Annotated in this window: 16 protein-coding genes; 11 read left to right on the top strand and 5 right to left on the bottom strand. The window is 71.9% G+C overall.

Going from position 1 to position 21439, the window contains the following annotated elements:
- Positions 1-135: 135 nt before the first annotated feature.
- From ACSDG8_RS02440 to ACSDG8_RS02425, 4 genes are read right to left on the bottom strand one after another with little or no spacing between them, the layout of a single operon-like run.
- Positions 136-426, bottom strand: coding sequence for a BON domain-containing protein (locus ACSDG8_RS02440; protein WP_374223583.1), 291 nt, complete (start codon positions 424-426; stop codon positions 136-138).
- A gap of 22 nt (positions 427-448) precedes the next feature.
- On the bottom strand, positions 449-985 hold the full coding sequence (locus ACSDG8_RS02435; RefSeq protein WP_210899131.1) for an STAS domain-containing protein: 537 nt from the start codon (positions 983-985) through the stop codon (positions 449-451).
- Complete coding sequence (locus tag ACSDG8_RS02430) at positions 982-1293, bottom strand: hypothetical protein (protein ID WP_210899130.1); 312 nt, start codon at positions 1291-1293, stop codon at positions 982-984. The genes ACSDG8_RS02435 and ACSDG8_RS02430 overlap by 4 nt, the downstream gene beginning before the upstream one ends.
- A 9-nt stretch (positions 1294-1302) precedes the next feature.
- Positions 1303-1668 (bottom strand): STAS domain-containing protein, encoded by a 366-nt coding sequence (locus ACSDG8_RS02425; protein ID WP_210899128.1) that lies wholly within the window; start codon positions 1666-1668, stop codon positions 1303-1305.
- Between the two features lie 151 nt (positions 1669-1819).
- Here ACSDG8_RS02425 and ACSDG8_RS02420 point away from each other — a divergent pair, with 151 nt between their 5' ends.
- From ACSDG8_RS02420 to ACSDG8_RS02405, 4 genes are all read left to right on the top strand, one after another.
- On the top strand, positions 1820-2494 hold the full coding sequence (locus tag ACSDG8_RS02420; protein WP_210899125.1) for a response regulator transcription factor: 675 nt from the start codon (positions 1820-1822) through the stop codon (positions 2492-2494).
- Positions 2491-3840 carry a HAMP domain-containing sensor histidine kinase gene (locus tag ACSDG8_RS02415; RefSeq protein WP_210899123.1) on the top strand — a complete coding sequence of 450 codons (1350 nt, stop codon included), beginning with the start codon at positions 2491-2493 and terminating at the stop codon, positions 3838-3840. The genes ACSDG8_RS02420 and ACSDG8_RS02415 overlap by 4 nt, the downstream gene beginning before the upstream one ends.
- The gene (locus tag ACSDG8_RS02410) at positions 3837-4400 is read left to right on the top strand and encodes a GerMN domain-containing protein (RefSeq protein WP_210899121.1); all 564 of its coding nucleotides are present in this window, start codon (positions 3837-3839) and stop codon (positions 4398-4400) included. Before ACSDG8_RS02415 ends, ACSDG8_RS02410 begins: the two co-directional genes overlap by 4 nt.
- Before the next feature lie 142 nt (positions 4401-4542).
- Entirely contained in the window at positions 4543-5352 is an 810-nt protein-coding gene (locus ACSDG8_RS02405) for a SigB/SigF/SigG family RNA polymerase sigma factor (protein ID WP_210899120.1), read from the top strand.
- A 50-nt stretch (positions 5353-5402) separates the two neighbouring features.
- Here ACSDG8_RS02405 and ACSDG8_RS02400 read toward each other — a convergent pair whose 3' ends face one another.
- Positions 5403-7400 carry a glycosyl hydrolase family 28-related protein gene (locus tag ACSDG8_RS02400; RefSeq protein WP_439427613.1) on the bottom strand — a complete coding sequence of 666 codons (1998 nt, stop codon included), beginning with the start codon at positions 7398-7400 and terminating at the stop codon, positions 5403-5405.
- Between the two features lie 199 nt (positions 7401-7599).
- Between ACSDG8_RS02400 and ACSDG8_RS02395 the strand changes: the two genes are divergently transcribed.
- The 7 genes from ACSDG8_RS02395 to ACSDG8_RS02365 all read left to right on the top strand — a co-directional run bounded on the left by ACSDG8_RS02395 (position 7600) and on the right by ACSDG8_RS02365 (position 21314).
- The gene (locus tag ACSDG8_RS02395) at positions 7600-8607 is read left to right on the top strand and encodes a LacI family DNA-binding transcriptional regulator (protein ID WP_210899116.1); all 1008 of its coding nucleotides are present in this window, start codon (positions 7600-7602) and stop codon (positions 8605-8607) included.
- Between the two features lie 362 nt (positions 8608-8969).
- The gene (locus ACSDG8_RS02390) at positions 8970-10346 is read left to right on the top strand and encodes an ABC transporter substrate-binding protein (RefSeq protein ID WP_439427612.1); all 1377 of its coding nucleotides are present in this window, start codon (positions 8970-8972) and stop codon (positions 10344-10346) included.
- A gap of 60 nt (positions 10347-10406) precedes the next feature.
- Positions 10407-11366, top strand: coding sequence for a carbohydrate ABC transporter permease (locus ACSDG8_RS02385; RefSeq protein ID WP_210899112.1), 960 nt, complete (start codon positions 10407-10409; stop codon positions 11364-11366).
- 3 nt (positions 11367-11369) lie between these two features.
- Positions 11370-12257: a carbohydrate ABC transporter permease gene (locus ACSDG8_RS02380; RefSeq protein WP_210899109.1), complete on the top strand. Its 888-nt coding sequence runs from the start codon at positions 11370-11372 to the stop codon at positions 12255-12257.
- A 60-nt stretch (positions 12258-12317) separates the two neighbouring features.
- Positions 12318-13943 carry a glycoside hydrolase family 13 protein gene (locus tag ACSDG8_RS02375; RefSeq protein WP_210899164.1) on the top strand — a complete coding sequence of 542 codons (1626 nt, stop codon included), beginning with the start codon at positions 12318-12320 and terminating at the stop codon, positions 13941-13943.
- Between the two features lie 114 nt (positions 13944-14057).
- Positions 14058-16928, top strand: a complete 2871-nt coding sequence (locus tag ACSDG8_RS02370) for a discoidin domain-containing protein (RefSeq protein WP_210899107.1) — start codon at positions 14058-14060, stop codon at positions 16926-16928.
- A 99-nt stretch (positions 16929-17027) separates the two neighbouring features.
- Positions 17028-21314 carry a discoidin domain-containing protein gene (locus ACSDG8_RS02365; protein WP_439427611.1) on the top strand — a complete coding sequence of 1429 codons (4287 nt, stop codon included), beginning with the start codon at positions 17028-17030 and terminating at the stop codon, positions 21312-21314.
- Positions 21315-21439 lie beyond the last annotated feature (125 nt).

Below are 21439 nucleotides of genomic sequence, written 5' to 3'. Positions count from 1 at the left end.
AGGTCCCATCTGGTGGATGGTCATCGGACGATGCCCGTCGTGAACCTGCCCGGAAAGTCCGACGCGGCGACCCTGGGGGAGCGCTCCCACGGCCGAGCGTAGAGGCGGATGCCGATGCGTGCAACAGTCGTCGGCTCAGCGGCCGCCGCGCCGCCCGCCGTAGAGCCGCAGCGCGTTGCAGACGTCGAACACTCCCGGCACGTCCCAGGCCAGCTCGGCGGCGACCAGGCGGGTCTCCGGGTCGGCCACCAGGCCGGCGAGGATCACCACCCGGTTCTGCACGGTGACGGTGATCTGCTGCCGCCGGGTGGTCCAGTCGGCGCTGAGCCGCTGGGCGACGAGGGAGGCGAGCCGGCTGTCCGCGTCGTCGGGCTCCGGCCCGCGGCCGGTGTAGGGGAACTCGGGGTACGACCAGGGCATCACCACGGGGAGGGCTCCTTCTGTTCGGTCATGACCGCGCGCCGGACGCGGATCGCGGCGCCGGGACGCGGCCCTCGACGACTGTGAAGACGCCGTCGAGCCGCATGGTGTGCAGCACGGTGAGCACGAAGCGCGACGGCGACAGCAGGCACAGCCGGCGACCGTCACGTCGGGCGTCCTGGTGTGCGCGCACCAGCAGGCCGAGACCGGCCGAGTCGATCACCTCGAGCGCGGACAGGTCGACCAGCTCGCGGTCGCCGCGTACGGAGCGCTCCGCGAGCGCCCGGCGTACCGCCTCGGCGGGATCGACGTCGGCGACGGCCGGGGTGCCGCCCACCTGCTCCAGGTCCTCCGTGCCGAGGCCGTCCTCGGCGACGGTGGCCCGGACGCTGCACCGGGGGCAGTGGTGCGGGCCGGACGCGAAGGGCGAGCCGACCCAGTCGTGCTCGAACACGAGCGTCCACACCACCTCGGCGTCGGGCAGCGTGGCGCCCGCGCCGGTGACGCTGTCGCCGCAGCCGTCGCAGATGAGCATCATCAGGTGGTCCGCGGGGACGACTGTCACACCTCCTCCTTCCGTCGGGCGCCCGGACCGGGCGCCTGCCCGTCCGCCTCCGTGCGGCCGGCCGCCACCACGGCCAGCACGACCGCCACTGCCGCGAACGCGGTCTGCGTCATCAGGGACAGCAGCGGCGAACCGTCGGGACGGCGGTCCACCAGGCCGACCACGATCGCGCCGAGCAGCGCGGCGGCCACGCCGAGCGCCAGCGTCAGCCAGACCGGGGCGGCCTTGCGTCCCGGCACGACGAGACGGCCCACGCCGCCGACGGCGAGACCCACCACGAGCGCTCCGACGAGCGTGCTTCCGGTCACGGCCCCTCCTCAGCGGGGTGCGGACACGACCTGGGCCCGGCCGCGCGCGGCCGGACGGGGCGTGTCGACGACGGGTACGGCGCCCAACCCGGAGGTCTGCAGGATGCGCCGGATCCGTGGGTGCGGGTTGCTCAGCGTGAGCACGCCGTCCTGCCGCGCCAGCCGCCGGTGCACGTCCAGCAGCAGCGCGACTGCGGCGGCGTCCACATGTCGGCACGCGGCGAGGTCGATCGTCACCTCGCGGGGACGGAGCGCGAGGATGCGGTCCAGCACGTGCGCGACCTCGGGCAGCCCGGCGAGGTCCAGCTCGTCGGTGATGTCCACCCGCACGTGCGGCACGGCGGACTCCGGCGGGGACGGCAGGGTTGCGGGCATCGGGTCGCTTCCGTGGTGGGAATCAGTGTCGATCCCCACTCTGCGCAGCGATCTTGGAGGTCGCCGGACGGTTGTGTGACGGTTCGATGACAAAAACCACGAACGGCCCACGCGATTGGGCGACCCGTGACCGGCCGGTCATGATGCCCATATGACGGCCGTACTGGTGATCGAGGACGACGACCGCATCCGGCTCGCGCTGCAGCTCGCCCTGGAGGAGGAGGGCTACGAGGCGTTCGGCGCCCCGACCGCGGAGGACGGGTTGCGACGGCAGCGGGAGAAGCCGGCGGACTACGTGCTCGTCGACCTCATGCTGCCCGGTATGAACGGGTTCGACTGCATCCGTCAGCTGCGCCGCGACGACGACGTGCCGGTCGTGGTGATCAGCGCCCGCGACGACACCCACGACATCGTCGCCGCGCTGGAGGCCGGCGCCGACGACTACGTGGTGAAGCCGGTCGCGATCAAGGAGCTGTCGGCCCGGCTGCGGGCACTACGCCGGCGGGTCCGCACCGTGTCCGGACCCGCGCCCGCCCAGTTCTTCGGCGACCTGGAGATCAGCGCCGAGGCCGGCGAGGTGCGCCGCTCCGGCCGGCCGGTCCCGGTCACCCGCACCGAGTTCCGGCTGCTCTGCGAGCTGGCCGAGCACGCCGGCCGGGTGCTGTCCCGCCAGCAGCTGCTCAGCCGGGTCTGGGGCTACGAGACCGGCGACGAGCGGCTCGTCGACGTGCACGTCGGCCGGCTGCGGCAGAAGATCGAGTCGGACCCGGCGAACCCCCGCCACCTGGTCACCCTCCGCGGCCTCGGCTACAAGCTGCAGCGATGACCCGTCCCGGACTGCGCGCCCGCGTCACCGCGGCGTTCGCCGTCGGCGCGTTGCTGCTGTCCGCGCTGATGGCCCTCTTCTCGTACGACCTGACCCGGCGCTCGCTGCTCGACGAGCGGGAGCGCACCGCGGTGCGGGCCGCCTACTACGACGCGGCGGTGGTCCGTTCCGGGCTGGACACCGGCACCCCGGACGTGGTGGCGGTGCTGCGCTCGCTCGACACCGGCAGCGCCCGCCGGCCGCTGCTGCACCTGCCCGACGGCTGGTACGCCCGCACCGCCGACGTGGGCGCGAGCTCCGTGCCGGTGGAGTTGCAGCGGATGGTCGCCGAGGGCAAGCCCGCGGTGCAGCGGATCCGGCTCGACGGCCAGCCCGCGCTGCTGGTCGGCGTGCCGTTGCCCGGCGCGCTCGGCTACTACGAGCTGACCTCGCTGCGGGAGGTGGAGGAGACCTTCCAGGTGGTGGGGCTGGCGCTGATCGCCGTGGCGATCATGGTCGCCGGGGCGGGTGCGGCGCTCGGCTGGTACGCCACCCGGCACAGCCTGCGGCCCCTCACGGCGGTCGCCGACGCGGCGGAACGCATCGCGGCCGGCGACTTCGCCACCCGGCTCGACCCGACCACCGATCCGGATCTCACCCGCCTGTCCAGCTCGTTCAACGAGATGGTCGACAAGCTGGTGCAGCGCATCGACCGGGACCGCCGCTTCGCCGCCGACGTGAGCCACGAGCTGCGCTCGCCGTTGCAGACGCTGGCCGCGGCGGCGAGCGTGCTGCACCGCCGTCGTGAGCACCAGGACGAGCGCACCGCGACCGCCGCCGGCCTGGTGGCCGACGAGGTGACCCGGTTCCAGCGGCTGGTCGACGACCTGATCCAGCTGGCCCGCACCGAGCAGCCCGCACACCGCGAAACCGTCGACGTGGTCGAGCTGGCCCGGGCCACCTGCCGGGAACGGTCGCTGCCGGAGAGCCTGGTGCAGGTGGCCGACGGCGTACCGCGCGAGTGGTGGGTCGACCGGCGCCGGTTCGCGCAGACGCTGCTGAACCTGGTGGAGAACGCCGAGCGCTACGGCGGTGGTCCGGTCGCCGTACGCCTGGGCGGGCGCGACGGCGTCGGCGTGCTGGAGGTCGACGACGACGGACCGGGCGTGCCGCCGGGCGACCGGGAGATCATCTTCGACCGGTTCGTACGGGGCCGGGCGGCGCACGACCGGGCCGGCACCGACGGCACCGGTCTCGGCCTCGCCCTGGTGGCGCAGCACGCCGACGCGCACGGCGGATCGGCGCGGGTGCTGGACCGCGCGCCCGGCGCCCGTTTCCGGGTCGAGCTGCCCGGAGCGCTGCGGTGAGCCGGCGGCGGCTCCTTCCCGGCCTGCTCGCCGTGGCGCTGCTCGCCGGCTGCGGGGTGCCGGTGGACGACGAGCCCCGGCTCGTGCAGACGCCGCCCGGGGCGTTCCCGACGCCGGCGGTGTCCTCGACCGCCGACGGGGACGGGCGGGTGGACGAGCCGTTCTGCTTCGTCCGGGACGACGGGCTGGTCGTGGTGAACCGCCGGGTGGACGGGCTGCCGGGGGTGGACGCGCACCTGCAGCACCTGCTGGCCGGGCCGGATTCCGGCGAGCGCCGTCAGGGGCTGGCCACGGCGCTGCCGGGCACGGTGGCGGTGGCCGGGGCCACACTGGCCGGCACGGTGGCGACCGTCGACGTGCGTCAGGCGGGGGAGGAGACCGGCCGCAACGACGAGGTGCTGGCCTTCGGGCAGATCGTGTGCAGCCTCACGCAGCGGCCGGACGTGTACAGCGTCGCGTTCCGCCGGGGCGGGCAGCCGCTGGAGGTGCCGCGCGCGGACGGAAGCCTCTCGGTGTTGCCGCTCACCGCTGCCGACTATCGGCCGTTGATGCCGCGCTGATCGCCGTTGCTCGCCGCTATGTCCGGATATGAGGCTGAATCTCCATCGTCCGTTCGGTTGATTTGGCCATGGCCTTTGGTCTAGTGTGGCTGGCACGACCGGTGTGGGAGGCCACCCGTTCTCCGAGGACAGGAAGGGCAGCATGACCACGATGACCATGGCATCGACCGCGACCGAGGTGCAGCGCGCGCCGCAGACCGGTGAGGAGTCCCGTGCCAGCGAGCTGATCACGGCGCTCGCCGCACTGCCCGCCGACCACCCGCAGCGGGCCGCCCTGCGGAACCAGGTCATCGAGGCGTGGCTCCCGCTGGCGAACCACCTGGCCGCCCGCTACAGCGGCCGCGGCGAGCCGGCCGGTGACCTCGCGCAGACCGCGGCGCTGGGCCTGATCAAGGCGGTGGACCGGTTCGACGCCTCGCGCGGCGTCGACTTCGCCGGGTTCGCCATTCCGACCATCCTCGGCGAGATCAAGCGGCACTTCCGCGACCGCACCTGGAACATCCGGGTGCCGCGCCGCCTCCAGGAGCTGCGGCTGCGCATCTCCGAGGCGAACAGCACGCTGACCCAGACCCTCAACCGGGCGCCGACCGTCGCCGACATCGCCGCCCACCTCGACGTCACCGAGGAAGAGGTCCTCGAAGGCCTGGAAGGCGCCCGCGCCTACAACGCGGTGTCGCTGTCCACCCCGATCGGCGACGGCGACAGCGCCACCGAGCTGGGCGACACCCTCGGCGCCGAGGACAACGAGTACGAGCTGGCCGACCTGCGCGCCTCCCTCGGCCCGGCGCTGGCCACGCTCGACGAGCGCGAGCAGAAGATCCTCACGCTGCGCTTCTACGGCAACCTGACCCAGAGCGAGATCGCCGCCCGGGTCGGCGTCTCCCAGATGCACGTGTCCCGGCTGCTCGCCCGCGCCCTGACCAAGCTGCGCGGCCAGCTCACCGAGGCCTGAGCCACACGACCGCGACCCCCGCCGGCCCGGCCGGCGGGGGTCGCGTCGTGTCACCAGCGCGAGGGCGGAGGCGGCGGGACCACCGGCGGGCGGTCGTCGCAGGTGATGGTGTTCGGCAGCAGCCACGGCGCCAGCCAGCCGCCGTCGTTGCCGCCGAGGTCGGTCAGGGCGAACTCCGAGCCTGGCGGGGTGAAGTGGAACGACCCGCAGTTGTTCACGCCGACCGCGCCCACGTTGCGGGCGTCGACGTCGGCGAAGCTCGCCCCACCGGCCGTGCGCGCGCTGACCACCGACGTGCCGGCGCCGTCGACCCGGATGTCGCGGAAGCGCACGTTGTCGATGCGGACGCTGTCCTTCACCGGCCAGTCGCTGACCAGCATGATCGCGTTGTAGGTGCTGTCCAGGTACGAGTCGCCGCTCACCAGGACGTCCGCGTCGATGCTGCGGTCGAGCGCGTAGAACCAGATCGCGCCGAGGCCGATGTTCCAGTTCAGGTCGTACGTGCCGGCCCGGACCGTGGTGTTGCCGGTGATCCGCAGCCGGCCGGCGAACGGCTCCGCCCCGAAGCGGGCGCCCACCTGGATCGCGCTGCCCTCGCGGACCGGATCGGCGATCAGGTTGTGCGCGACTGTGAGGTCCGTGCCGCCGTACAGCGCGATGCCGTTGGCGAGCACCGGTGACTGCACGGTGTTGTACGCGAACGTGTTCGACGCGTTCGCCGTCCCCTCCGACCACATCGCCAGCGCGTCGTCGCCGCTGTTGCGGACCACCGAGTTCGTCACCGACGAGTGGGTGACGCCGGTGTGGAAGTTCAACCCGTCGGCGATCTGGTCCGCGATCACGGTGTTCGTGACCCGCAGCCCGGTCATCGGCCCGTCGAACCACATGCCGACCTTCGTGTGGTGCAGGTAGAGACCGTCGATCGTGCTGTGGCTGAGCGCCCCGCCGATGGCGTTGACCTGGTCGGTGTCGATCCGCTCGCGTACGTCGCCCTCGATCGCGAAACCGGACAGGTGCACGTCGCTGCTGCCGCCGTCGGCGGCGTCGCGGCCGTAGAACCCGACGCCGGTGTGCCGGGAGCCGTCGGGCGCGGGCGTGTCCAGCGTGACCTCGCGCCCCCGCACGATCGTGTACCAGCTGCCCGCTCCGGCGATCGTCACGTCGTCGACGACGATGTGCCGGTTGACCTGGTAGGTGCCCGGCGGCAGGTAGAGCGGGCGGTCCACCCGCCGCGCGTACGCGATCGCCCGGTCGAACGCGTCGGCGGACTCCCGCCGGCCGGTCGGGTCGGCGCCGAACGACAGCGCGTTCACCGCGCGGGGGACCGTCCGGGGCGGCGCGACCAGATGCGCGTCCACCAGGTCGATCACCGTCCAGGCGGCGGCCGTGCCGCGCGGCGCGGTCAGCCGGACCACCTCGCCGGCCCGGTGGGTACGGCCGAGCAGCAACCGCTGCTCGTCGTAGAAGTGGTGCGGCCGGAACGGCTTGCTGATCACCGGCGCGGGCGTGGTGGCCGCCGGGACGCAGGCGCACTCGGTGATCCACCAGTCCGGGTGCAGCAGGTCGGCACCGGGGTCGTTGGTGAACGGGTACTGGTTGTAGAGCCAGGCGTACTGCGAGGTGAGCGTCATGGTGCGGGCGGGCGCACGCCCGACGGAGACCCGCAGCGGCGCGGTGATCCCGCCGCCGCCCGGCGCGTCCGGGATGCTGTACCGCACGGTCAGCGCGTTCGTCGGCCGGGGGAGCGTCAGCTCGACGTACTGGCCGGGCAGCAGGCGCACGGCCCGGCGGCCGGACGCCTCACCGGCGAGTGTGTACGCCGACCGGTCCGGTCCGATCACGACGCCGGTGGTCCGGCCGTGCTCCGCCTCCTGCTCGACGTAGTCCACTGTCGCGCCGCGCCCGGCGACGAGCGCGGGGTCGAGCCCGGCGCGGGTCACCACGGGCGCCGGTCCGCGCGGTGGGCCTGCCGTTGCGGTGCCGGGCGGGACGAGCAGGGCGGCGGCGGCCAGCGCCGCCGCGAGGATCCTCGGCACGCTCCGCGACATCGGAGCACCCACTTTCTCGGGGGACGGGTGGCCTCGGCGGCGCAGGCCATCGACAAGGTTCCTCATGTTATTCCGGCGCTTTGTTGCCTTTCAAGCATCAGTCTGCTCGCATCTTTCGAACCAGTTGTCGCCCTTCGCGGCAAGAAGTGACCCGTCCGGCTGTTCATTTCTTGCAAGAATCCGACGTACGATTGCCGCCGTGACGAAGCGCCTGACCGAGGTCGCCCGCAAGGCGGGTGTCAGTGAGGCCACAGTGAGCCGCGTGCTCAACGGCCGCGGCGGCGTGTCCGAGGCGACCCGGACCGCCGTGCTGACCGCCCTCGACGTGCTCGGCTACGAGCGCCCGAGCAAGCTGCGCGGCGAACGCGCCCGCCTGGTCGGCCTGGTGCTGCCGGAGTTGCAGAACCCGATCTTTCCGGCCCTGGCCGAGGTGGTCACCGGATCCCTCGCCCAGCGCGGCTTCACCCCGGCGCTGTGCGCCCGCACCATCGGCGGCGTGCCGGAGTCCGGGTACGTGGAGATGCTGCTCGACCACCAGGTCAGCGGCGTCATCTTCGCCGGTGGCTCGTACGCGCTCGCCGACGCCTCGCACGAGCACTACCGGCGCCTCACCGACCGGGGCCTGCCGGTGGTGCTCGTAAACGCCGGCGTCGAGGAGCTGGGCTTCCCGCGGGTGTCCACCGACGACGCGGTCGCCGTCGAGCAGGCGTACGGCCACCTGCGCTCGCTCGGCCACGACCGGATCGGCCTGGTGCTCGGCCCGGCCGACCACGTGCCCTCGCGCCGCAAGCTCGACGCGATGGTCCGGGCCGCCGGCTGGGGCGAGGACCGCTCCCTGGTGGAGCGGTCGAGCTTCTCGATGGAGGGAGCGCGGGTCGCCGCCACGAAGCTGATCGAGCGCGGCGTGACCGGCATCGTCTGCGCCAGCGACGTGCTCGCGCTGGGCACCATCCGGGCCGCGCGACGCCTGGGCTGTGCGGTGCCGGCCGACGTCTCGGTGGTCGGCTTCGACGACTCGGCGTTCATGACCTGCACCGACCCGCCGCTGACCACGGTCCGGCAGCCGATCGAGACCATGGGACAGGCCGCTGTGGACCTGCTGGTGACCCAGATCGAGGGCGCCGGGGTGCTGCACGACGAGCTGCTGTTCGAGCCCGAGCTGGTGGTACGCGGCTCCACCGCCCCCGCCCCCGCCCCTCGCCGCTGACCCGCCGGGCCCCGCGCCCGCCCCGCACCGCCCGCACCCCACCCCGCCTCCGCCGATCTTGGACTTGTGGCGCCCGGAATGCGGCCTATTCCCGGTATCCGAGGCACCACAACTCCAAGATCGACGGTCGAGGCGGCCTGGGCCGCGCCCTTCCGGGTCTAAGTCGAGTTCTTGCATCCACAAGTTCGCATCTTGCTGCGATCGGTTCGCGTCGCTACAGTGACTCCACTCACACCTGACCCGGGGCGCGGTTTCCGGAGGCAGGGCGCGTGCCGGCTGCCGTTCCACCACCAGAGGCAGCCGCGCGGTCACCGCACATCAGTGAAGGCCATGGATACACCCGTTCCCGAAGGGATGGACAGATGTCCGTACCGCAGTATCGGAAGGTCGCGGCGCTCGCGCTCGCGACCGGCCTCGGGCTCAGCCTTGCGGCGTGCTCCACCAAGAGCGACGACAGCAGCGACGCCGGCGGCAAGGTCACCATCACCGTCGACTGTCAGCCGGTCGGCGCGCAGAAGGAGCTGCTGAAGAACTGGAACGACGACGTCGCCGAGTTCCAGCGGCAGAACCCGGACATCGTCGTCAAGAGCGTCAGCGTCGGCGAGCAGTGCAACAACCCGCCGGACTTCACCGCCCGCCTCGCCGGCGGCACCGTCACCGACGTGTTCTACGGCTACATGACCGACCTGCAGCAGGTGCTCGACTCCGGCCAGGCGATGGACATCGGCCAGTACGCCACGAAGGACACCGTCCCCACCTGGGACAGCGTCGACCCGGCGCTCAAGGAGGTCTTCACCGACGGCGGCAAGCTCTACGCCGTACCGGTGAAGAACTACTCGATGGGCCTGATCTACAACAAGGCGCTGTTCCAGCGGGCCGGGCTCGACGTGAACAACCCGCCGAAGACGTGGCCGGAGGTGCGGGCCGCGGCCAAGAAGATCGCCGCGCTCGGCGACGGCATCGCCGGGTACTCCGAGTACAGCGCCGGCAACACCGGCGGCTGGCACTTCACCTCGCTGCTCTACTCGCAGGGCGGTCAGGTGCTCAGCGCCGACGGCAAGAAGGCCGACTTCAACAACGCGATGGGCAAGCAGGTCCTGCAGAACCTCAAGGACATGCGGTACGGCGACAACAGCATGGGCAGCCGGCAGCTGCTCCAGTGGGGTGACCTGCTCACCAACGCCGGCGCCGGCAAGGTCGGCATGTTCATCGGCGCGCCGGACGCGACCCAGGCGATCGTCAGCCAGTTCCAGGGCAAGTACCAGGACTGGGCGATGGGGCCGCTGCCCGGCCAGGACGGGCAGGCCAAGGCCACGCTGGGCGGCGGCGAGGGTTACTTCTTCAAGAAGGGCTTGAGCCCGGAGCAGGTCAAGGCCGGCCTGAAGTGGCTCGCCTACCAGAAGCTCACCCCGGGCAAGGGCCAGTTCGACTACGTGCGCGCCAAGCCGCAGAACTACCCGGTCGGCCTGCCCCAGCCGCTGCTGTTCACAAACGGCAGCGACGCGCAGAAGCAGGAACTGGAGCTGCGCAAGGCCAACGCCAACGTGGACACCACGAACTTCGCGGTCTTCGAGGCCAACCCGGTGCCGATCAAGGGGGAGCCGCGCAACGCCCAGGCCGTCTACGCGGTGCTCGACGCGGCGATGTCCGGGGTGTTGACCAACCCGAACGCGAACATCGACGCGCTGCTCAAGACCGCCGAGGACAAGGTCAACCAGCTGCTGGCCGCCGACAGCTGACCCGACCGGAGGTGGGGCCGGCGCACCGGCCCCACCTCCCCGAGCACCGCAGGAGTCGCCTTGGCGCTCACCACCGCCCCCGGCGCCACCCGCCGTACCGGCCCTGTCGCGCCGACGCCGTCGCGTACCGCCGGACGCCGCGCCGGCCTCGGCCGCAAGGTACGGGACAACCTCACCGGGCACACGTTCCTCATCGGCGCGGTCGTCTGCTTCGCCGTCTTCTCCTGGTACCCGATGGTTCGCGGCGTCGTGATGAGCTTCCAGCGCACCCGCCGCGGCGAGACCACCTGGGTCGGCTGGGACAACTACAGCCGGATCATCGCCGACCCGAGCTTCTGGACCGCCTGGAAGAACACGTTCGTCTTCACCGGCCTGGCGCTGCTGCTCGGCTACGCCGTGCCGTTCTTCGTGGCGATCCTGCTCAACGAGCTGCGCCACGCCAAGGGCTACCTGCGGGTGCTGGTCTACCTGCCGGTGATGCTGCCGCCGGCCTCAGCGCTGTTCCTGTTCAAGTTCTACGCGTACGACCCGAGCGAGGCGGGCCTGTTCAACGCGATCCTCACCGCGCTGGGACTGCCCACGTCGGAGTGGATGCAGTCGCCCACGATGACGATGCCCGCCATGGTGATCGCGTCGACCTGGATGAACATGGGCGGCGCCGTGCTGATCTACCTGGCCGCGCTGCAGAACATCCCCGGCGAACTGTACGAGGCCGCCGAGATCGACGGCGCCGGGGTGTGGCGGCGTATCCGCCACGTGACGATCCCGCAGACCCGGCTGATCCTGGCGCTGCTGGCGATGCTCCAGATCGTCGCCACCATGCAGCTGTTCATCGAGCCGCTGATCCTCGCCAACGGCGCCGGTACGCAGGACTCGGCGACCTCCGTGGCGTACCTGATCTACCAGCACGGCTTCTTCCAGAACGACCTCAACGGCGCCGCCGCGCTCGGCGTGATCATGCTGGTGGTGCTGGCCGGATTCTCCGCCGTCTACCTGCGGCTGACCGCGAGACAGGACTAGGACATGGCCGCCGACACCACCACCCGTACCCTCATCTCCCACGCCCAGCTGCGGCGCGGTCGCGGTCGCGTCCTCTACTGGGCCGTGCTCGCCGTGGTCGTGGCCGGGTTCACGCTGGTGTTCCTCGGCCCGCTGTACTGGATGGTCACCGGCGCGCTGAAGTCCGGCCAGGAGATCGCCCAGACCCCGCCGACGCTGTTCCCGCGCGACCCGCAGCCGGGCAACTACGTCGACGCCTGGACCAACCTGGACCTGGCGAAGCTGCTGTTCAACACGTTCTACTACGCGACCGGGGCGGTGCTGTTCCAGCTCGTGTTCGACACCGCCGCGGCGTACGCGCTGTCGAAACTGCGTCCGGTGCTGGGCAAGCTGATCCTCGGCATGATGCTGGCGACGCTGATGATCCCGGCGATGGTGCTGATCGTCCCGCAGTACGTCACGGTGATCGACCTGCCGATCGTGCACGTCAACCTGCTCGACTCGCCGTTCGCGATCTGGCTGCCGTTGGTGGCGAACGCGTTCAACATCTTCCTGCTCAAACGGTTCTTCGACTCGATCCCGGAGGACCTGATGGCCGCCGCCGTGATGGACGGCGCCACCCCGCTGCGCACGCTCTGGTCCATCGTCCTGCCGATGTCCCGCCCGATCCTCGGCGTGGTGGCGATCTTCGCGGTGACGGCGGTCTGGAAGGACTTCCTCTGGCCGAAGCTGGTCATGCCGTCGCCGGAGACGCGGACCGTCAGCGTCGGCATCTACGCCTTCGCCGGCGGCACCCCGATGAACGTGGTCATCGCCGCGTCGGTGATCGCCGCGATCCCCACCGTCGTGCTGTTCCTGATCTTCCAGCGCAACATCATGTCCGGCCTGACCACCGGCGGCCTCAAGGGCTGACCGGGCGCCGCCGCCCGCCAGCGCAGTACCGACCCCCGCAGAAAGCAGGTGCCCGTGTCCATGGCCGACAACAGCCCGTGGTGGCGCTCCGCGGTTATCTACCAGGTCTATCCGCGCAGCTACGCCGACGGCAACGGCGACGGGATCGGCGACGTCGCCGGCATCCGGTCCCGCCTGGACCACCTCGCCGCGCTCGGCGTCGACGCGATCTGGTTCAGCCCGTGGTACCCGTCGCCGATGGCCGACGCCGGCTACGACGTGTCCGACTACCGTGACATCGACCCGGTCTTCGGCACGCTCGCCGAGGTGGAGGCGCTGATCGCCGAGGCGCACGCGCTCGGCGTCCGCAGCATCGTCGACGTGGTGCCGAACCACTGCTCCGACGCGCACCCCTGGTTCCAGGCGGCGCTGGCCGGCGGGCCGGGCGCGCCCGAGCGGGACCTGTTCTGGTTCCGCCCCGGCCGGGGACCCGGCGGTGACCTTCCGCCCACCGACTGGACCGGCGAGTTCGGCGGACCGACCTGGACCCGCACCACCGACCCGGACGGCACCCCCGGCGACTGGTACCTGCACCTGTTCGCCCCGCAGCAACCCGACTTCAACTGGGACCACCCCCGGGTACGCGCCGAGTTCGAGGACATCCTGCGGTTCTGGTTCGACAGGGGAGTGGACGGCATCCGCATCGACTCTGCCGGACTGCTCGTCAAGGACGGCGCGCTGCCGGAGGTCCACGCGGACCGGCCGCACCCGTTCCGCGACCAGGACGGCGTGCACGACGTCTACCGCGCGTGGCGGCGCATCGCCGACTCGTACCCGGGCAGCCGGGCCCTGGTCGGCGAGGTGTGGCTGCCCGACCGGCAGCGCTTCGCGAACTACCTTCGCCCGGACGAGCTGCACACCGCGTTCAACTTCGACTTTCTCGGCTGCGCCTGGGACGCCACGGCGCTGCGGGACAGCATCGACGGCACGCTGAGCGCGCACGCCCCGGTCGGCGCGCCGGCCACCTGGGTGCTGTCCAACCACGACGTGACCCGCCACGTCACCCGGTACGGCCGCGCCGACACCCGGTTCAGCTTCGCCGCCAAGCGCGAAGGCATCCCCACCGACCTGGAACTGGGCACCCGCCGGGCCCGCGCCGCCGCGCTGCTGTCGCTCGCGCTGCCCGGCGCCGCCTACGTCTACCAGGGCGAGGAGCTGGGCCTCTGGGAGGTCGAGGACATCCCGTACGAGCTGCGGCAGGACCCGATGTGGGAGCGGTCCGGGCGGGTCGACCCGGGCCGCGACGGCTGCCGGGTGCCGCTGCCCTGGCAGGGAGACACCCCGCCGTTCGGGTTCAGCCCCGACGGCGCGGCCGCCGCGCCCTGGCTGCCGCAACCGGCCGACTGGAAGGACCGCACCGTCCGCGCCCAGACCGGCGATCCGCACTCGATGCTGGAGCTGTACCGGGCCGCGCTCACGCTGCGCCGCGCCGAACCCGCGCTCGGCGACGGCACGCTGACCTGGCTGCCCGCCCCGCACGGCGTGCTCGCGTTCGCCCGCGAACCCGGCTTCACCTGCCTGGTCAACCTGGGCGACGCGGCGGTGCCGCTGCCCGCGCACGACGAGCTGCTGCTCGCCAGTGGCCCACTCGACGACGACCGGCTGCCACCGGACACCGCGGTCTGGCTGCGTACCCGATCGGCCTGACGGCGGCGCCGGCGGCCCGTCCCGGCCGCCGGCGCGCCGCACACCTGGGGAGGAGGAAGGAGAGGCAACGCCGCACGGGGGATCTGGCCACCGACGAAAGGGAGCACACCCCGCATGGCCGAGCACCGCACCGCGCACCGCCACCGCAGCACCGGCGTGGCCGTCCTCGCCGCCGCCGCGCTCGCCGCCTCGACACTCGTCGTCGTGGCGCTCACCACGACCGCCACCCCGGCGTCCGCCGCCGGACTGTCCCCGTTCGACATCACCGGACGCGGCGCCACGGTCCCGTTCCGGGAGCAGGAGGCCGAGCAGGCCGCGCACACCGGCATGAAGATCGGCCCCGACCGGCGCTACGGCACGCTGCCGTCCGAGGCGTCCGGCCGGGAGGCGGTCACGCTCGACGCCGTCGGCGAGTACGTCGAGTTCACGCTCACCGCCCCCGCCAACGCCGTGACGTTCCGGTACAGCCTGCCGGACAACGCCGCCGGCACCGGCCGCGACGCCACCATCGACCTGCGCGCCAACGGCACGCTGGTCAAGGCGGTGCCGGTCACCTCCCGGTACGGCTGGTACTACGGCGGTTACCCGTTCAACAACAACCCGGGCGACACCAACCCGCACCACTTCTACGACGAGACCCGCACCATGTTCGGCACGACCTATCCGGCGGGCACGAAGATCCGACTCCAGGTGTCCTCGACCGCCCAGTCACCCACGTTCACCATCGACCTGGCCGACTTCGAGCTGGTCGGCGCGCAGATCACCAAGCCGTCCGGCGTGCTGGACGTGGTGACCGACTTCGGCGCCGACCCGACCGGCGCGACCGACTCGACGGCGAAGTTCCAGGCGGCCGTGGACGCCGGCAAGGCGCAGGGCCGGGCGGTGTGGATCCCGGCCGGCACGTTCACGCTCTGGGACCACGTGGTGGTCGACGGCGTGACGCTGCGTGGCGCCGGCCCCTGGTACTCGGTGCTCGGCGGCCGGCACCCCACCGACCGCAAGCGCGCCGCCGGCATCTACGGCAAGTACGTGCCGGGCGGCGGCTACTCCGGCGAGATCCGGCCGCACGAGGCCGGCGGGCCCAGCCGCAACGTCACGCTGCGGGACTTCGCCATCATCGGCGACATCCGCGAACGCGTCGACGAGGACCAGGTGAACGCCATCGGCGGCGCGATGACGAACTCGGTGGTGGACAACCTGTGGTTGCAGCACACCAAGGTCGGCGCCTGGATGGACGGGCCGATGGACAACTTCACCATCCGCAACAGCCGCATCCTCGACCAGACCGCCGACGGGGTGAACTTCCACTGGGGCGTCACCAACTCCACTGTGACGAACACGTTCGTCCGCAACACCGGCGACGACGCGCTGGCCATGTGGGCGCAGAGCGTGCCGAACGTCGGCAACTCCTTCACCCGCAACACCATCGGCGTGACGATCCTGGCCAACCACCTGGTCACGTACGGCGGGCGGGACATCACCATCGCCGACAACGTCACAGCCGACTCGGTCACCAACGGCGGCGGCATCCACGTGGCCAACCGCTATCCGGGCGTCACCGGGCCGACGGCGGTGGCCGGGACCATCACGGTGGCCCGCAACACGCTGATCCGCAACGGCAACTCCGACTACAACTGGCAGTTCGGCGTGGGCGCGATCTGGTTCTCCGCGCTCAACGAGCCGATCCAGGGCGCCGCCATCAACGTCACCGACACCGACATCCTGGACAGCTCGTACGCGGCGCTGCACTGGATCGAGGGGCAGACCAGCGGCATCTCGTTCGACAACGTCCGCATCGACGGCGCGGGCACGTACGCGCTCCAGGTGCAGGCGCCCAGCCAGGTCCGGTTCACCAACGTCCGCGCCACCGGCATCGCCCAGTCCAACCCGATCCACAACTGCGTCGGCAGCGGCTTCCAGATCACCCAGGGCGCCGGCAACTCCGGCTGGTACACGCCCACCCCGTACTGCGGTCCGTGGCCGCAGCCGCAGTGGGGCAACGGCCCGTCCAGCCCGCCGCCCACCAGCCCGGCGCCGACCACGGCCGCGCCGACGACGGCCCCACCGACCACCGCGCCGCCGACCACGCCGCCTCCGGCCGGCGGGAACCTGGCCCTGGGCCGGCCGGCGACCGCCACCAGCACCACCCAGGCGTACGCCGCCGGCAACGCCGTCGACGGCAACCCGGCCAGCTACTGGGAGAGCGCCAACAACGCGTTCCCGCAGTCGCTCACCGTCGACCTCGGCGCGTCCCGCACCGTCGACCGGGTCGTGCTGAAGCTCCCGCCCGGCTGGGAACGGCGTACCCAGACGCTGTCCGTGCTCGGCTCCACCGACGGCTCCTCGTACACCACGCTCGCCGCGTCGGCGGGCCGCGTGTTCGACCCGGCGGCCGGCAACAGCGTGTCTGTCGCGCTGCCGTCCGGCGCTCGGCGGTTCGTCCGGGTCACAGTCACCGGCAACACCGGCTGGCCGGCCGGCCAGCTCGCCGAACTGGAGGTGTACGGCGGCGGCACCACCACACCGCCGCCCACCACGACGCCGCCGCCCACCACCGCGCCGCCGACCGGCAACCTGGCCGCGGGCCGGCCGGTCGCCGAGACCAGCCACGCCGACGTGTACGGCGCCGCCAACACCGTCGACGGCAACGCGAACACCTACTGGGAGAGCACCAACAACGCCTTCCCGCAGTCGGTGACGGTCGACCTGGGCAGCGCCCGGCAGGTCGCCCGGGTGGTGCTGAAGCTGTCCCCGGCGGCGGCCTGGCAGACCCGTACCCAGACCGTCTCGGTGCTCGGCTCCACCGACGGCTCGTCGTTCTCGACGCTCAAGGCGGCGGCGGGCTACACGTTCGACCCGGCGGGCGGCAACAGCGTGTCGATCGCGCTGCCCGCCGGTGACCGCCGCTTCGTGCGGCTGACCTTCACCGGCAACACCGGCTGGCCGGCCGGCCAGCTGTCCGAGTTCGAGGTGTACGCCTCCTGACCCGGCGCGGCGGGGATCACCGCCGGTCCCCGCCGCGCCATCGCACCCCCACCCCCGAACGCCTCTCCACCTCCCCCGGGAAGAAGGTGTCCGTCCACCATGTCCAGACTCCGTACCGGAATCGTCGCGGTGCTCGCCGCGGTCGGCCTGGTCGTCACCGCGGCCCCCGCCCCGCCGGCCCGCGCCGCCGGCGGCCCGAACCTCGCCGCCGGGCGCACCGCCACCGCCAGCAGCGTCAACGGCCCCTACGTCGCGGCCAACCTGACCGATGGCAACCAGGGCAGCTACTGGGAGAGCAGCGGCGCGCTGCCCCAGTGGGCGCAGGTCGACCTCGGCACCAGCCGCGCCGTCGACCAGGTCGTGCTGAAGCTCCCGGCCGCCTGGGAGGCCCGCAACCAGACGCTGTCCGTGCAGGCGAGCGCCGACGGCAGCGGCTTCACCACTGTCGTCGCGTCCGCCGCCCGCACGTTCAGCCCGGCCGCCGCCAACACCGTGACGCTCGGCTTCACCGCCACGAACGCCCGCTACCTGCGGGTGGTGATCACCGCGAACACCGGCTGGGCCGCCGCGCAGCTCGCCGAGCTGGAGGTGTACGGCACGGCTACCTCCTCGACCAACCTGGCGCTCGGCCGCACCATGACCGAGAGCGGCCACGCCGACGTGTACGGCGCGAGCAACGCCAACGACGGCAATGCGGCCACCTATTGGGAGAGCCCGAACAACGCGTTCCCGCAGTGGATCCAGGCCGACCTGGGCGCCGCGACCAGCGTCAACCGGCTGGTGCTGCGGCTGCCGTCCGGGTGGGGCGCGCGCACGCAGACGATCACCGTGCAGGGCAGCACGAACGGCTCCACGTTCGGCACGCTCGTCGGCTCCGCGTCGTACGCGTTCGACCCGGGCGGCGGCAACACGGTGACGGTGACCGTGTCCACCGCCTCCACCCGGTACGTGCGGCTGCTGTTCACCGCGAACAGCGCCTGGCCCGCCGGGCAGCTCGCCGAGGTGGAGGTGTACGGCCCGGTCACCGGCGACACCCAGGCGCCGAGCGCGCCCGGCAACCTCGCGTTCACCGAGCCGGCCACCGACCAGGTGCGGCTGACCTGGACCGCGTCGAGCGACAACGTCGGCGTCACCGGCTACGACGTGTACGCCAACGGCGTGCTGCGCACCACTGTCGGCGGGTCCACGCTGACGTACACCGACACCCAGCCCGCCGGGACCACCGTCTCCTACTACGTGCGGGCGCGGGACGCGGCCGGGAACGTGTCGGCGAACAGCAACACGGTGACCCGGACCGGCAACACCGGGGACACGGTCGCTCCGACAGCGCCCGGCAACCTGGCCTACACCCAGCCGGCGAGCGGGCAGATCCGGCTGACCTGGACCGCGTCCACCGACAACGTGGGCGTCACCGGCTACGAGGTGTACGCCAACGGCACGCTGCGTACCACCGTCAGCGGGTCCACGCTCACGTACACCGACAGTCAGCCGGACAGCGCCACCGTCTCGTACCACGTGCGGGCCCGCGACGCCGCCGGGAACGTGTCGGCCAACAGCAACACGGTCACCCGCACCGGCAGCAGCACCGGCGGCACCAACCTGGCCGTCGGCAAACCGGCGACCGCGTCGTCGATGGTGCACGTGTTCGCCGCCGCCAACGCCGTCGACAACGACGTCACCACGTACTGGGAGGGCGCGCCCGGCGCGTACCCGAGCACGTTGACCGTCGCGCTCGGCGCCAACGCCGCCATCAGCGCCGTCGTCGTGAAGCTCAACCCGGACCCGGCGTGGGGCGCGCGCACCCAGACGTTCCAGGTGCTCGGCCGGGAACAGTCCGCGTCCGGGTTCACCAGCCTGGCCGGCTCCGCGACGTACTCCTTCAACCCGAACAGCGCCAACACGGTGACCGTCCCGGTGTCCGCGACCGCCGCCGACGTCCGGCTCCAGTTCACCGCGAACTCCGGCTCCTCCAACGGCCAGGTCGCCGAACTCCAGGTCATCGGCGTCCCGGCGCCGAACCCGGACCTCACCGTCACGGCCGTCACCGCGTCGCCGTCCGCGCCGGTGGAGACCGACGCGATCACGCTGTCCGCCACCGTGCGCAACGCCGGCACCGCGGCGTCCGCCGCCACCACCGTCAATCTCTACCTGGGTACGACGAAGGTCGGCACCGCCGCCGTCGGCGCGCTCGCCGCCGGCGCGTCGAGCACCGTCTCGGCCAACATCGGGGTACGCGACGCGGGAAGCTACCCGCTCACCGCGAAGGTCGACGAGCCGAACGCGGTGATCGAGCAGAACGAGGCGAACAACTCCTACACCAGCCCGACGCCGCTGACCGTCAGCCCGGTCGCCAGCTCCGACCTGGTCGCCTCCGCCATCACCTGGTCGCCCGGCACGCCGAGCGCCGGTGCGGCCGTCACCTTCGCGGTGATGTTGCGCAACCAGGGCACCATCGCGTCGGCGAGCGGCGCGCACGGCATCACGCTCACCGTGCGCGACCAGTCCGGCGCGGTGGTCCGCACGCTCACCGGCTCGTACAGCGGCACGCTCGCGGCCGGGGCCACGGCCGGCCCGGTGTCGCTCGGCACCTGGACCGCCGCCAATGGCCGGTACACGGTGCGCGTGGTGCTCGCCGACGACGGCAACGAACTGCCGGTGAAGCGGCAGAACAACACCAGCGACCGGGCGCTGTTCGTCGGCCGCGGGGCGAACCTGCCGTACGACGCGTACGAGGCCGAGGACGGCACCACCGGCGGTGGCGCGCAGGTCATCGGCCCGAACCGCACCATCGGCGACCTCGCCGGGGAGGCGTCCGGCCGCCGCGCGGTCACGCTCAACACCACCGGCGCGTACGTCGAGTGGACCACCCGCTCGGCCGCCAACGCCCTGGTCGCCCGCTTCTCCATCCCGGACGCCCCGGGCGGCGGCGGGATCGACTCGACGATCAACGTCTACGTCAACGGCGTGCTGCACAAGCCGATGAGCCTCACCTCCAAGCACATCTGGCTCTACGGCGCCGAGGCCGGCCCCAGCGACTCACCGAGCGCGGGCGCGCCCCGGCACCTGTACGACGAGGCGAACGTGCTGCTCGACGCCACGGTCCCGGCTGGTAGCCGGATCCGGCTCCAGAAGGACCCGGCGAACACCACCACGTACGCGATCGACTTCGTCGACACGGAGATGGTGTCGCCGCGCGCCAACCCCGACCCGGCCCGCTACAAGGTGCCGACCGGGTTCAGCCACGCCGACGTGCAGAACGCGCTCGACGCGGTACGGATGGACACCACCGGCACGCTGGTCGGCGTCTACCTGCCCGCCGGCACGTACGAGACGGCGCAGAAGTTCCAGGTGTACGGCAAGGCGGTGAAGGTCGTCGGCGCCGGCATGTGGTTCACCCGGTTCCAGACGCCACGCAACCAGCAGAACACCGACGCCGGCTTCCGGGTCGAGTCCTCGGCGAGCGGGTCGACCTTCGCCCACCTGGCGTTCTTCGGCAACTACACCAACCGGATCGACGGGCCCGGCAAGGTGTGGGGCGAGCTGAAGGACGTGGACGACCTGACGCTGGACAGCGTCTGGGTCGAGCACACCGTCTGCGCGTACTGGGGGGTGAGCGTGGACGGGCTGACCATCCGGGACAGCCGGTTCCGCAACACCTTCGCCGACGCGGTGAACATGACGAACGGCAGCACGAACAACCTGGTCACCAACTCGGAGGGCCGCTCCAACGGCGACGACGCGTTCGCCCTGTTCTCCGCCACCGACCAGGGCGGGTCCGGCGGCAACCACGGCAACGTGTTCGAGAACCTGACCGCCACGCTGACCTGGCGGGCAGCCGGGCTGGCGGTGTACGGCGGCTACGACAACGTGTTCCGCAACCTGTACATCGCCGACCAGTTGACGTACTCGGGCATCACCATCAGCTCGCTGGACTTCGGCTACCCGTTCGTCGGGTTCGGCGCCAGCCCGCCCACCCGGTTCGAGAACATCTCGCTGATCCGTTCCGGCGGGCACTTCTGGGGCGCGCAGACGTTCCCGGCGATGTGGTTGTTCTCCGCGTCCAAGGAGTTCCGTGGCATCCGGGTGAGCGACGTGGACATCGTCGATCCGACGTACTCGGGGATCATGTTCCAGACCAAGTACAACGGCAGTCAGCCGGAGAACCGGATCACCGACACGGTGCTGACGAACGTGTCGATCTCGGGGGCGCGGCGCAGCGGTGACGCGTTCGACGCGAAGTCCGGCTTCGGCATCTGGGTCAACGAGATGCCCGAGGCGGGTCAGGGCCCCGCGGTCGGCTCGGCCACCTTCACCAACCTCCGCCTGACCGACAACTTCCAGGACATCCGCAACACCACGAGCACGTTCACCATCACCCGCAACTGAGATGGAAGGAGGGGCCCCTTCTTAACGCCTCCGGCATTGAAGGGGCCCCTTCTTCACACCCGTGGAGGCTCGGCACTGGTCAACCCGGGTTCGCGAATTCAAACTCCGCTTTTGTCACGACTTCG

Source organism: Micromonospora sp. LA-10, assembly GCF_051853095.1.
Taxonomy (GTDB): Bacteria; Actinomycetota; Actinomycetes; order Mycobacteriales; family Micromonosporaceae; genus Micromonospora; species Micromonospora echinospora_A.
The sequence above is the reverse complement of the archived record's forward strand: the minus strand, read 5'-3'. Positions and strand labels throughout refer to the sequence as shown.